This window comes from Actinoplanes aureus (genome assembly GCF_015704865.1).
GTDB classification, from domain to species: Bacteria; Actinomycetota; Actinomycetes; order Mycobacteriales; family Micromonosporaceae; genus Actinoplanes; species Actinoplanes aureus.
On record NZ_JADQTO010000026.1, the window covers coordinates 1 to 12,961 of the forward strand.

At 72.4% G+C, this 12,961-nt stretch carries 13 protein-coding genes; 5 read left to right on the top strand and 8 right to left on the bottom strand.

The annotated features are described in order from the left end of the window. Positions 1-136 precede the first annotated feature (136 nt). Complete coding sequence (locus I4J89_RS37940) at positions 137-469, top strand: gamma-glutamylcyclotransferase family protein (protein ID WP_196419025.1); 333 nt, start codon at positions 137-139, stop codon at positions 467-469. 630 nt (positions 470-1,099) lie between these two features. Here I4J89_RS37940 and I4J89_RS37945 read toward each other — a convergent pair. Beyond that, complete coding sequence (locus tag I4J89_RS37945; RefSeq protein WP_196419152.1) at positions 1,100-2,371, bottom strand: M20 metallopeptidase family protein; 1,272 nt, start codon at positions 2,369-2,371, stop codon at positions 1,100-1,102. A 148-nt stretch (positions 2,372-2,519) separates the two neighbouring features. On the opposite strand from I4J89_RS37945, the gene I4J89_RS37950 reads away from it, so the two are divergent. Then, entirely contained in the window at positions 2,520-3,614 is a 1,095-nt protein-coding gene (locus I4J89_RS37950) for a glycosyltransferase (protein ID WP_196419026.1), read from the top strand. Between the two features lie 10 nt (positions 3,615-3,624). On the opposite strand, the gene I4J89_RS37955 is transcribed toward I4J89_RS37950, so the two are convergent. The 4 genes from I4J89_RS37955 to I4J89_RS37970 form a co-directional block, all read right to left on the bottom strand. Then, positions 3,625-4,749: a CU044_5270 family protein gene (locus I4J89_RS37955; protein WP_196419027.1), complete on the bottom strand. Its 1,125-nt coding sequence runs from the start codon at positions 4,747-4,749 to the stop codon at positions 3,625-3,627. Then, entirely contained in the window at positions 4,746-5,270 is a 525-nt protein-coding gene (locus tag I4J89_RS37960) for an RNA polymerase sigma factor (RefSeq protein ID WP_196419028.1), read from the bottom strand. The genes I4J89_RS37955 and I4J89_RS37960 overlap by 4 nt, the downstream gene beginning before the upstream one ends. Positions 5,271-5,331: 61 nt before the next feature. Further along, on the bottom strand, positions 5,332-5,658 hold the full coding sequence (locus I4J89_RS37965; RefSeq protein WP_196419029.1) for a nitroreductase/quinone reductase family protein: 327 nt from the start codon (positions 5,656-5,658) through the stop codon (positions 5,332-5,334). Positions 5,659-5,675: 17 nt separating this feature from the next. Next, positions 5,676-6,179, bottom strand: coding sequence for a macro domain-containing protein (locus tag I4J89_RS37970; RefSeq protein WP_196419030.1), 504 nt, complete (start codon positions 6,177-6,179; stop codon positions 5,676-5,678). Positions 6,180-6,269: 90 nt separating this feature from the next. On the opposite strand from I4J89_RS37970, the gene I4J89_RS37975 reads away from it, so the two are divergent. From I4J89_RS37975 to I4J89_RS37985, 3 genes are all read left to right on the top strand, one after another. After that, on the top strand, positions 6,270-6,491 hold the full coding sequence (locus tag I4J89_RS37975) for a hypothetical protein (protein ID WP_196419031.1): 222 nt from the start codon (positions 6,270-6,272) through the stop codon (positions 6,489-6,491). Between the two features lie 73 nt (positions 6,492-6,564). Beyond that, the gene (locus I4J89_RS37980; RefSeq protein ID WP_196419032.1) at positions 6,565-7,227 is read left to right on the top strand and encodes a hypothetical protein; all 663 of its coding nucleotides are present in this window, start codon (positions 6,565-6,567) and stop codon (positions 7,225-7,227) included. Between the two features lie 130 nt (positions 7,228-7,357). Beyond that, entirely contained in the window at positions 7,358-9,376 is a 2,019-nt protein-coding gene (locus I4J89_RS37985; protein ID WP_196419033.1) for a HEAT repeat domain-containing protein, read from the top strand. Between the two features lie 467 nt (positions 9,377-9,843). Here the strand turns inward: I4J89_RS37985 and I4J89_RS37990 are convergent, their stop codons facing one another. From I4J89_RS37990 to I4J89_RS38000, 3 genes are all read right to left on the bottom strand, one after another. Beyond that, positions 9,844-10,179, bottom strand: a complete 336-nt coding sequence (locus I4J89_RS37990) for a DUF6082 family protein (protein WP_196419034.1) — start codon at positions 10,177-10,179, stop codon at positions 9,844-9,846. A gap of 273 nt (positions 10,180-10,452) precedes the next feature. Continuing rightward, positions 10,453-11,970, bottom strand: a complete 1,518-nt coding sequence (locus tag I4J89_RS37995) for an alpha/beta hydrolase (protein ID WP_196419035.1) — start codon at positions 11,968-11,970, stop codon at positions 10,453-10,455. A gap of 44 nt (positions 11,971-12,014) precedes the next feature. Beyond that, positions 12,015-12,830 carry an SAM-dependent methyltransferase gene (locus I4J89_RS38000; protein ID WP_196419036.1) on the bottom strand — a complete coding sequence of 272 codons (816 nt, stop codon included), beginning with the start codon at positions 12,828-12,830 and terminating at the stop codon, positions 12,015-12,017. Positions 12,831-12,961: the final 131 nt, after the last annotated feature.

Here is a 12,961-nt window from a genome sequence, read left to right on the forward strand (position 1 = left end):
TGACCACCGCCGTGAAGAACCGCCTCAAACGCATGCAATACCGCCACGGACTGATCGACGGCTACCTCACCGGAACCGGTCTATCCCCACCAACCTCAGCCGGACCCTGACCCCAAAAGGTGTCTAGAGTTTCGTCATGCCATTGCTGTTCTCCTACGGGACGTTGCGGGATCCGGCCGTGCAGAGGGCCAACTTCGGGCGTGAGCTGGCCGGCCGGGACGACCGGATTCTCGGGTTCCGCCTCGAACAGGTCGAGATCACCGATCCGCGTGTGCTGGCGGTGAGCGGTCAGACTCATCACCCGATCCTGCGCGTGACCGGCGATGCGGCCGACGGTGTGGACGGTTCCGCCCTCGAGGTGACCGAGGACGATCTGCTCCGCGCCGACGAGTACGAGGTCGACGACTACCACCGGGTGGAGGCGAGCCTCGCCTCGGGCAAGACGGCCTGGGTTTACGTCGGCGGCTGACTCCGGTCCGGGAGCCAGACCTCTTTCGCGGCAATGTCCCGGTTGGTGATCCCTCCAGGAGCGGCCGTTGCGGCAGCCACACGGTGAGCCCATACGCGGCAGCCGGCCCGACGCGGCCCAGCCCGGCCCGGCCCAGCCCGGCACGGCACGGCACGGCCCGGCTCGGCTCGGCCCGGCTCGGCCCGGCTCGGCCCGGCTCGGCCCGGCCCCGGGAGGCGGTGACAGCCATCAGGCACAGCCAGGCCCGCTTTTCCGGCCTATTTGATCACCCGGCTGTGCGCCAGCGCTGCCTCCCGGCCGTCGAAGCAGCCCTCGCGCACAGCCGGCCCGCAAAACCCCGCCTTGTCGACCACCGAGCTAGCAGCAATGGCTGTCTCGCTGATCCACACCAAACCCGCCAAGCTCGGTTGCGGTCGGCCGGCAACCACCGGCCGACCGCAGCCGGCCCTACACACCGCAAGCAGGCACCCCAGCCGCTGGCCGGCAACCACCGACCTACCGCAACCGGCCCTGCACTCCGCAAGCGAACGACTCTGCCCGTGCCCGGCGGTCGCGGTAAGGCCGCGACGCAGGCAATCAGCTCGCGCGGGAACGCGGAGGACACCGCGTGAACGCGTACCCCAAAGCTGCCTAGGCCGGCGTCTCGGCGGAGGCGCGTGTGGCCAGCCAGCCGGCCATCGTGCGCACGCCGTGGCCGATGGCTCGCTCGTCCGGGTTGAACGTGCCGAAGTGTGGATAGCTGGTCTCGATCGCGGCGCCGGGTGCGCGGACGCCGAGGAAGGTGTACGTGCCGGGGATCCGGTCGAGGAACAGCGCGTAGTCCTCGCCGCTGAACGGGATCGCGGCATGCAGCACGCCGGTGCGTTCGGCGCCGATCGTGCGGTGCAGGTGGCGCTGCAACTGCCGGCCCTCGCGCCGTGGGGTGATCAGGGCGGGGAACGGCTTGTTCGGGAAGTCCACGGACGCCGGGCCGGCCGATCGGGCGAGACGGCTGATGGCGTCGCGGATCTCGGCGTACCGGTGCTGCGGCCAGCAGCGGTAGGAGACCCGCACCTCGGACTCCGCGGCCCGGGCCTGCATGAAGACGAACCGGGCCAGTGGACCGTCCGGTGTCTGCACGTCGGCGATCAGCCGCTCCAAGTCTGCGGGTGTGGCGGGCCGGGCGACCGTACCGAGACTGTTGATCTCGAGGGCGAGTTGCTGCGCGCGTGCCGTCGCGTCTGGGCCGGTGAGCGTGATGACGCCGCGGTCCTGGCCCGGCAGGCCGGTGCCCGGCGTGACCACGAACTGGCCGACCGGGAACGGGCCGCAGTGCAGGGCGTGGATCTCCGCGGGCCGGATGCGGTCGAACACACCGTCGGCCAGCATCGCGGCGGCTCCGGTCAGTGTCTCCTCGGCCGGCTGGAAGATGAACGCGTATCGGCCGGCGAGGCGTTCCCGCAGCGCGGCCAGCACCAGCGCGACCCCGACGCCCACGGCGGTGTGCATGTCGTGTCCGCACAGGTGCGCGGCCTGTCCGCTGCCGCCGATCTGGTCCTGCGCGCCGACCGCGTCCATGTCCGCCCGGTAGGCGACCGTCCGGCCGCGCCGTGCCCCGGTCAGCACACCCACCACACCGTGCCCACCGACGCCTGTGGTGACCCGCAGGCCGGCCGCGCGCAGGTGCCTCGCGACCACGTCGGCGGTGCGCTGCTCCTGGCCGGCGGTCTCCGGGTGCCGGTGCAGGTCGCGGCGCAGCTCGATCAGATGCCGGTCCAGCCGGGACGCCACCGCGTCCACCGTCGCTGCCGCCGGTACGCCACCGGCCTGGGCCGCCGTCGCCGGCCAGATTCCCGTCGCCACGCCCGCGGCCACACCGCCGAGCACAGCCCGCCGGCTTACGGCACGCTCCTCCGGACCCATCACGAATGCCTCCCCTGCGCTGCGGCCGCCACCCGGCGAGCCGATCACCATCAGCGTGGCGTGATCTCGGCGCCGGCACAGTGGACCTGGTTTCCCCTGCGTCCGGGGGCTAGCCCTACTCTCGCCCGGCCGTGCTATAAGGCGGATCATGCGTATCGTCTTCGTCGCCGCGCCACTGCAAGGCCACCTGCTGCCGTTGATCCCGCTCGCCGCGGCGTGTCGTGACGCCGGTCATGACGTCGTCGTGGCCAGCGGCGGCTTCCCGTCCGACGTACTCGGTCTGCGCACCGCCGACATCGGAGCGCGCTTCAGCCTGCCGAGGAGCGCGATCCGGGTGGCCCTTCGCCATCCGGGCCTCGCTCGCGCCGAGATGCGGGGCACCGCCGGCCTCGCCATGGTCGGCGAGCTGTTCGGCCGGGCGAATCTGGCCCTGGTCGGCCCGCTGCTGGCGCTGGCCGAGCGGGAGCGACCCGACCTGATCGTCTACGAGTCGCTGGGTGAGGCCGGTGCCGTGGTGGCCGGTCGGCTGGGTGTTCCGTCGGTTCTGCACGAGAACACGCTGTGGCCGGCCGCCGACCTGTTCCGGGCGGTGACGGCCAGCGCGGCCCTGTCCGAGCAGGACATCCCCGCGCCCGCGCTGACCATCACCGTCACGCCGCCGAGCCTGCGCGGCACCCCGGCGGCGGGTGCGATCGCGATGCGGCCGGTGCCGTTCTCGGGTGGCGGGTCGGTCCCGGACTGGCTGCTCACGCCGGGTGAGCAGCCGCGCGTCCTGGTCAGCCGCAGCACCCTCAAGGGCCCGAACGACGGCGATCCCGGCCCGGCGGTCGTCGCCGCGGCCGCGCGGGTGGACGCCGAGTTCGTTCTGGTCCGCCCGGCGACCACGCGGGGGCTGCCGCCGAACGTGCGGGTGGTCGATCGCGTGCCCCTGAACGAGGTGCTTCCGTACGCCGCGGCCTTCGTTCACCACTCCGGCGCGGGCAGCGTGCTGGGTGGGCTCGCGGCGGGCGTACCGCAATTGACCACACCCGGTGCCGGCGACCGCAGGCACAACGCCGAACTGCTGGCGAAGCGCGGTGCCGGCCTGGCCGTCGAGGCGAAGACCATCGGTCCGGCTGACCTGACCCGGCTGCTGACCGACGACGCGCTGCGAACGGCGGCTCAGGAGGTGGCGGCGGAGATCGCTGCCATGCCGGCACCGGCTTCGGTGGTTCCCGCGCTGGAGCGGCTTGCCGGCGGCTGACCGCCGACTCCTACTTCGGTGGCGTCTCGTCGGTGGTCCGCTGTTCCAGGACGACGCTGTAGCCGAGGAGGCTCCCGGGCTTGAGCTTCGCCGTCGTGCCCGACGGGCGCAGGACGCGCGACTCCTCGCCGAGCGCGCGCCCGGTCGCGAGGTCGATCACGAAGCGACGCTCGATCGGGCCGCTGGCGGCGTTCACCGAGGTGAACGCGAAACCCTGGCCCTCGCGCCCGCGCTGGTCGGTGACCACGCCGAGGGAGCGCACACCGGGCATGGTGGCGATCAGGCGGAAGGCCGCCGCCCGGACCGGGCCGCTGACCGGGATGTCGGTGATCAGGCTGGACGCCACAGCCAGCAACCACTGGTCCCGATCGGTGGGCAGATCGCCGCCGCCACCGTGGAAGTGCTCGAGCAGCGCGGTCCGCAGGGCCGGCGGGTCTGTCGGAAGGTTCTCGAGATCGCGTACGGAGACGCTGGTGTCGCCCAGGGCGTACAGGTCCGCGCCCCATGAGGAGCTCTCCCGCGGGCCTGCGGAGGTGCTGACCGCAGAGCCGGGCCCGAGTTCGCCGGTCGGCAGGGGCTTGCCGATCATCACCTGCTCGGGCGAGCCGGCGGCACGCCAGGCGGCGGCGTCGGCGGGCGTGAGCGGGGTCAGGCCGAGTTTCTGGAACGTCACCCAGGTGGGCTCCTCACCCGAGCGGGACAACCATGTCTCCTGCGACGACTTGGCCGTCATCTCGTACGTCGCGGTGCCGGAACCCACGGTGATCACCGACCCGCTCTCCCTCCGGACGACCAGATATCTCCCGGACCGGGGAGCGTCCTCGGTGCTGCGTTCGGCGGCGGTCAGCAGGATCTGGGACGCGGCCAGCGGCTGTGCCGCCTCGACGGATGCGCCGGGCCCGTGGGGCGTCGGCGCCGGGCCGCCCGGGTCGATCGCGACCACGGCGACCGCGGTGACGGCCGCGGCGGCGAGTGCCCCGGCCGGTATCAGCGCGGCGGCCCGGAAACGCCGGTGGCGGCGCCCGGTGACGGTCCGGTCCGGCAGGGGAAAGGGGAACGGTGGTGTCCGGGGCGGGTCCAGCTGCGCCGGCCGCGCTTCGGCGAGAGCCTTCATGACGTCGGGGTGGTTCTTCATCGGCTGGGCTCCTTGGTGATGGCCGGTTCCTCGGCGGCCGCTACGGCACGCTCGAGGCGGGTGCGGGCACGGTGCAGGCGTACGAGGAACGCCGGGGTGGAACAGTTCACGACGCGGGCCGCCGCACGGGGCGAGAGCCCGTCCCAGGCGATCAGGGTCAGCACTTCCCGGTCGTTCTCCGAGAGCCGGGCGAGTGCCGTCAGGACCGCCGATCGCTCGGCGACCCCGTCGGCGACGTCGGGGGTGTCGGCCGCCCACGCCAGCATCTCGGCGGCGACAGCTCGTTGCCGTCCCTCGTCGCGATACCGCTCGCGGATCACGTTGCGGGCGACGCCGAGCAGCCACGGCAGTGCCGCTCCGCTCGGCATCTGCGCGAAGCGCCGCCAGGCGACGAGGAACGTCTCCGCCACGACCTCGTCGGCGAGCGGCTGCCCGGCGCGGGCGACGGCGTACGCGTACACGCGTGGGTGGTTGTCGGCATACAGCGCGGTGAACTCCTGCGCACTCTCAGGGTCTGCCACTGATGGGCCGTCCTTAGTGAAGGTGTCCTGTCACCTGGTAATGCGCCGGAGAGCCGATTTCTTACAGCACCTCATCCAGCTGGATCTCGACCAGGGGGCTTCCTTCGATCCAGCTCTCCAGGCTGCCCGCCCAGTCCAGAGCCGGCACGATCTCGCCGAACACCCGCGCACGCTCGTCCGGGTCGGTCACCGCCCGTCCGCGGGCCGGGAGATCCCGATCTTCGAGGTGCAGGGTGAATTCCGGATGCGCGACCAGGTTCGCGTACCAGTCACGCGTTCCCGGGCTTCCGGTCAGCCAGTAGCGGCCGTCCGCTCGATAGCGCCAGGTCTCGATCCGCCGTGGCCGCCCGGTACGGCGCCCGATGGTGGTGATCTCCACGGTCATCATGCGGTCATGGTGCAACCTCAACCGGGCTTCATCACAAGACGCCAGGCCGACTCTCGCAGGGCTGAGACCAGCGAGGCACGGGTCTGCTCGTCGAAGGCGACCAGGCGAACCTGGTGGACCGCGGTGAGTGTGGACCGGATGGTGTCGACCACGATCCGCGCGGCCTGTTCGGGCGGGAAGCCGTAGACGCCGGTGGCGATGGCGGGGAACGCGACCGTACGGGCGCCGAGCTCGTCGGCCACCTCGAGGCTGCGCCGGTAGCAGGAGGCCAGCACCTCGGCCTCGCCGTGGCCGCCGCCTTCCCAGACCGGGCCGACGGTGTGGATGACGTGCCGGATCGGCGGGTCGAGGTCGAAGGCCGGGGTGGCTTTGGCGTCGCCGGGGTCGCAGGGGGCCACGGCGGAGCCGGCGGTGGGGAGCCGGGGCCCGGCGGCGCGGTGGATGGCGCCGTCGACGCCTCCGCCGCCGAGCAGTGATTCGTTGGCGGCGGTCACGACGGCGTCGACGTGTTCACGGGCCATGGCATCGATGGAATCACACCGGTGTGTTTTCGGCCGGGGCGAGGTGGGCAGGTAAAAGGCCAGACAGATTCCAGGAGGAGGTCTTTCCCGATGGCCCGCAACGAGCACGACGTGAACCGCAGCGCCCGCAGTGGACGGTTCGTCAAGGAGAGCACCGCCAAGCGCCAGCCGCGGTCCACGACGACCGAGCACGTCGGGGGCGACAAGGGCGGCAAGAAGCGGGCGGTGCATCGCAGCGCGAGCACCGGACGGTTCGTGAGCGCGACCACCGCCGAACTGCACCCCTCGACGACCGAGACCCAGCGCGTCTGACCTGCGCTGCGACCGCCCTCCGCACCCGGGTGCGGAGGGCGGTCGTCTTTGCGGCGTGGGCTACCTTGTGCGCGTGCGGAAGCAGGTTGATCAAGAACATTGGCTCCTCTGGCCGGTACGCGCGATCGCGGTCGTCGTGGTACTGCCGTTTCGCCTGCTCTGGGAGGCCGCGAAGCTGATCGGCCGGTTCCTGAACCGGTATCTGCTCGCGCCCCTGGCCTGGCTGTGGCAGCACCTGGTGGTGATCCCGGTGCTCTGGCTGGCCCAGCTGATCTGGACCGCGGTGCGGATAGTTATCGGGGTGCCGCTGGCCTGGCTGTGGCAGCAGGCCCTGCAGCCGGCGCTGCGGGCGCTCTGGCGGTACGTACTGCGCCCGGTGTTCGTGGGCGTGCTGCTGGCGGTCACGTTCGTGATCGAGCGGCTGATCGCGCCGGTCGGCAGGTTCGTGTACGAGTGGCTGCTGGCCCCGGTCGGGCGGGCGCTCCTGTGGTTCCTGCGGGCCGGGTGGGCCGGGACGTCCTGGCTGGGCCGCCAGCTCTACCGGTTCCTGCTGCGCCCGTTCGGCATCGCGGTGGCGTGGCTGTGGCGGTACACGTTCGGGGCGCTGTTCCGCGGGATCGCCTGGGTCTGGGGTGTCACGGTGACGCCGGCCGCGCGGTGGGTGCGCGAGGAGATCCTGCGCCCGGCGGCGGAGGCGGCGCGATCGGTGCTGGTGGCGGTGGGTCTGCGCCGGTAAGAATGGGGCGAGCCGCCCCGGCACCGGGGAATCGGCGACGAAGCGGCTCGAGTCTGGGAGAGCACTGTGGGAGCGCTCCCAGAGAACGTTACAACACATTCACGTTCTTGAGAAGATCTATAGTCGCCCGATGCTCGCGGGACTCGACGACATCGACTGGGCGGCGTACGACGGGGCCTACGGGCCCGCCACGGAAGCGCCGGACATCCTGCGGGCCATCGCCGATCCCGATCCGGAGGTGGCCGGCGACGGCCGGTTCGACTTCCACTCCGCCATCTGGCATCAGGGCACGGTCTACCCGGTCACGGTGGCCGCGGTGCCGTTCCTGATCGAGCTGGCCACCACACCGGGCGTGCACCGGCGGGACATGCTGCTACACACGGTCGGCGTCCTCGGCGATCCCGGGCAGAGCTACGGCGACGACCTGCCCGCCGTGCGCGCCGCCCTCGCCGCGCACAGCGACACGCTGCTGCCGCAGCTCGCCGACCCGGACCCGGGGGTACGCGAGGCGGCGGCGTTCGCGCTCGCGCACAGTGGCCCGCAACGGCTGAGCCTCGTTCAGCCGGAGCCGGACCCGCGGGTGCGCGCCTCCTTGCTGATGGCGGTCGCCCTGCACGACGGGGCCGGTGCGGTCGAGCTGCTGCGTGAAGCGGCCACGACCGAGCCGTTCCCGGTGCCGGTGGCCGCCGCGCTCGGGTACGCCCGGGCCGGGCTGCCCATCCCGCCGGAGGTGCTCGGGCACGTCGCCCGCGACCTCGGCGCCGACGAGGAGTGGCAGAGTCCGTGGTCCAGCGATCCGCTCGGCGAGATCCTGGCACTGGCCGGCAGCGCGACGGTGGACACGCTCACCGCGAGGCTGATCGCCGGCGGCGGTTCGCAGAGCCGGATCCGGCTGACCCATGCGCTGACGCGCCGTTTCATGGAACGGCGCGGCGCGCCGGTCGCCCTGCTCCCGCGCCTGCGCGAACTGCTGGCCGACCACGACGAGAAGGTCCGGGCGGCCGCGGTGGACACCGCGGCGCAGGCCGGCACCGCCGCCGCCGGGGTCGCCGGCGAACTGGCGCGGATCGCCGACGCCGGTGACTGGGCAGAATCCGGCGGACCGGCGAACACCGCGCTGAGCACGCTGGTCCGGCTCGGTGATCCACGCTGGCGGCCGGTGCTGCTGGCGGCATGGGAGTCCGGCTACGACCCGGACGCCGTCGGATTGCTCTTCGAACACCCGCCGGCGTTCGACCCGGAGATGCTGGCCGCGGTACGGCGCCGCCTGGCCGCACAGTCGGCCGCCGGGCTGACCGGCAACCCGGTGATCAGCCTGGTCAACGTGCTGCGCGGCTGGGGCGCGGCGGCCTCGGCGGCGGTCCCGGAGATCGTTGCCGCGCTGCCGGCCGCCCGGATGGCGGCCGTCGCCGCGCTCGGCCGGATCGGGCCGGGCGCCGCCTCCGCGGTCGACGCGCTGCGCGACGGGATGGGCGGCATCGAGACCGGGTACGCGCTCTGGCGGATCACCGGCGACCCCGGCCCGCTGGTAGCGGCCGCGCGGACGGCGCTCTCCCGAGGCCCGGCGGGCCGGTACGCCTGGGACCTGCGCATGCTCGCCGAGGCCGGTCCGGCGGCGGCACCCCTGGTTCCGCTGCTGCGCGCGGTGCTGACCGATACCGCGCCGGAGACCTACCCCGACCGGGACGCCCGGATCGCCGCGGCCCGGGTCCTATGGCGGGCAACCGGCGAGGTGCCCGGCGTGCTGCCCACCGTCGACGCCGTGTTGCGTGCCGGCGGCGTCCCGGTGCGTACCGCGGCGACGCTGGCAGCCGACCTCGCGCCCGCCGGGACCGAGCTGCTCCCGGCGCTGCGGGAAGCACTGCGGAACCGGTGGGCCACGCTGGACGTGGCACGGGCGCTGTGGCGCTACGGGACCGATCCCGCCGAGCTGATCGATCCGCTGCTGGCCGCGGCCGCCGATCCGCACGGCGACCAGGGCGCGATCGGGCTGCTGGTGGAAATGCGGGCGACGCCCGCGCTGCCCAGGCTGCGCGAGCTCGCCGAAGGCGACGAACGGGTGGTGCGGGCCGGCAGCTACCAGGACATCGTCTGGCTGGACGACCGGCTACGCCGGGACGCGCACGCCGCGGTGGTCGCGCTGAGCTGAGGGCTGTCCGCTATTTCGGGGTACGCGTGACCGGCCGTCCCGCCAAAACGACCCGTCCCCGTCTCTCCAGCGCGCGCCGGGCTTCCCTCCGAGCCCCAACGCGACCGCCGGGAAACAGCATCACCCAACGGTTACGGCGGCCACGCTAGACAGCTTCCGTGAAGCGGTGATCTTGCTTGGCCCACGCTCAATGCTGTCTCAACGGCCGCCAGACAGCACCCACGTTGGGCCGGACAAGACCCTGACCACGACCGCACGCGGGCTGATCCCGGCGCCGTCTCCCGGCGGTCGACAACGGGCGCCCCGTGCTGCCGCGCAGGCCGGCTGTCCGCAGACGGATGCGCTGCGTCGACGTCAACGTCGGCGGCGGGCGGCAGCCGAGCCGAACAGCAGAATCCCCGCAATGACAGCAGCCGCTGCGCCATGCGACCGTTTCGCCTGTTCCGGCGGTTTCCGGATATCGGCACTCACTGCGGGTTCAACCGGCGGCCCTGACGCCACAGCCTTGCGGTGCTCCTCATCGACGATCCGCGCGAACCGTGCGTCGTGGGAGTTACCTCGTCGGCGACCATGTTCAACAGCTCCCACTGGAACCCGCGGACGGCTTGGAAGTGCTGCTGATTGACCGCTCGTGCCTGGTAGGCAATCGATACGGCGACGGCGGTGAACGCGAGTGCGGAGAACACGGCGGCTGCGGCACCGTAGGCCTGGCCGATGTCGCTCATGTGCTGCCAGTCGAGGTTTACGGCTTCACCGGCGGCGGCGAGGACGAGCGGGGACAGTGCTACGGCGATGACAACCACTATTGCGGCGAGCGTGATGGTGGCGGTCCGGTGACGGCGAATGATTCCATCGTGCTCCCCTTTCGTGGGTCGATGCTCGCGCTGGAAACGAGGATTGGTCCCCATTGAGGCCGCGGCCCGGGACGGGCCGGCTTCGGCGCACCGCGCGGGCTGATCCCGGCACCGTTTCCCGGCGGTCGCGCTGGGGCCGCGAGCGGCGGCCGAGATCGCGCGGGTAGTCCGGGGACGGGCCGGCTTCGGCGGGACGGCCGGTCACGCGTACCCCAAAGGGGTTCAAGCTGCGGGGAACGGAGCGCGATCCTGCGTGCAGCGCGTGCCCACCGCGGGCAGTTCGCCGTTGATCAGGTAGCGGGTGTACCAGTCGTCGACGCAGCTGCTGAAGTCGCTGGTGTGGCCGAAGCCGTCGAGGGTGAGCAGCCGGGCGTTGCCGAGCTGCTGGGTCATCCGGACGGCGAACGTGTAGCGGGTGGCCGGGTCGTAGGTGGGGTTGACCACCAGGATCGTCTGTGCGGTGCGGCGGTCCCACGGGCCGGCGTAGCGTTCGCCGATCAGCGGCCAGTTCGCGCAGCCGGCCTCACTGAACGCCTCGGCCCGGCCGAAGGTCGGGTGCACGGCCTCGAACGCCGCGGCGAAACCGGGGTACAGCGCGGGGTGGCGCGGCAGCGGGGCGTCGGCGCAGTTGACCGCGAACAGGGCGTCGCGGGAGGTGTACGAGTAGGCGTCGGGCAGCCAGCCGCGCACCGGCGGGGCCTTCGGCAGCGGTTTCGCCGGCGGCAGGCGGATCGTCAGCGGATCGCCGAAGATCTCGTCGTGCACCAGCTGGAGGGTCCGCGCCGCCTCCGGAAAGCTGGCCACGTCGTAGAGCGTCGAGCCGGCGAACCCGACCAGGTCGTCGAGGGTGACCGTGCCGAAGCCGGGCAGCGTGACCGGGCCCTGCCGGAGCCGATCGCGCAGCTGGTCGAACTTGGCGCGGGCGTTGCCGGCGAAGGCGCAGTTCACCCCGGCCCGGTCGCATTCGGCCAGGAAGCCGCGCAGGGCGATCTCGAAGCCGCCGGCCCGGGCGAACTTGTTGGCCAGCCGCGCGTCCGTCCGCTGCTCGGGGTCGACGTTGCCGTCCAGGATCAGCGCGCGCACCGCCCCGGGGAACAGGTTGGCGTAGGTCGCACCGATCAGCGTGCCGTACGAGTACCCGACGTAGGTGAGCCGGTCGTCGCCCACCGCCTGGCGCAGCAGGTCCAGGTCCTTCGCCACGTTCAGCGTGCTCATGTGGGTGAGCAGCGGCCCGGCGTTGCGCTTGCAGCCCTCGGTGTACTCATAGGTCGCCCGTAGCGTCTCGTCGATCTGCCCGGCGGTCACCGGCACACCGGTCATCCGCGCGATCAGCGCCGCCGCCTCGGCGTCGGTGGCGAAGCACTGGATCGGGTCGCTGGCGCCGACGCCGCGCGGGTCGAAGCCGACCACGTCGAAGCGGGCCAGCACCTCCGGCCGCAGCCGTGCCACCGCCCTCTTGACCTGCTCACGGCCGCTGCCGCCGGGGCCGCCCGGGTTGATGAAGACGGTGCCGATCCGGCTCTCCGGGTCGCTCGCCGGGCGCCGGGCCAGCGCGATCGTCGTGGTCGTGCCGCCGGGCCGGTCGTGGTCGAGCGGCACCTCGTAGCCGGCACAGTCCAATCCGGCCAGAGTCTGCTCCGCGCACGGCGCCCAGGCGACCGGCGGTGCCGCGGCCGCCGCGGCCGGCACCGCGAGCACGGCGGACAGGACGGAGAGCACGACCGCCGCCCGAGCCAACATGAGCCGCATACTCTCACGTATTCACATAGATCGGTGCCGCTGTCTCAGTTCTTGATGCCGACTCCGGCGTACGCGCCGACCCGCTCGGGATGCCCGTCGGCCTCGTCACCCGGGTCCGGCCGCCACCGCGGAATGAACACCAGCCCCGGCTCCACCAGGTCGAACCCGTCGAAGTACGCGGTGATCTCCGCCCCGGTACGCAGCACGATCTCGGTGGCCGTACGCCCCGACAGCTTCTGCGCCTCGATCACCTCGGGCGGCTGACCGTCCGCCGTGGCGTGCGAGATCAGCAGGTAGCTGCCGGTGGTGACCGCGTCCCGCAGCGCCGCGACCACACTCGCCGGGCCGTCGGCGTCCGGCACGAAGTGCAGCACCCCGGCCAGCAGCACGGCGACCGGCTCGTCGAAGTCGATCAGGCCGAGTTCCTCGCTCTCGGTGAGCAGCCGGTCCACGTCACGTACGTCGGCGCAGATCACCCCGGTGCGCTCCACACCGGCCAGGATGTCCCGGCTGTGCTCGACGGCCACCGGGTCGATGTCGACGTAGACGACGCTCGCACCCGGCGCCGCCTCCCGGACGATCTCGTGCACGTTGCCGGCGGTCGGGATGCCCGAGCCGATGTCCAGGAACTGCCGGATCCCCTGGCCGGCCAGGTACCGCACCGCCCGGCGCAGGAAAAGGCGGTTGGAGCGCATCGTCTCGGCGATGTTCGGCGTCATGGCGGCGATCTGCTCGGCGAGGGCGCGGTCCACGGCGAAGTTGTGCGTGCCGCCGAGGAAGTAGTCGTACACCCGGGCGGCGCTGGGCTGATTCACGTCGATCACGGCGCACCCTCTACAGTCTCCGGTTCCAAGAACCACAACTGTCTATCGGTCCGGGCGCCGGAAGGCAACCGGGCCCGGTTACGCGCCGGGCCGGCCCGGACGAGTACCAGGTCCGCGACTGGCGGGCCCGATATGCCCACATCACCTTGGCCATGGCCGCCTACGCC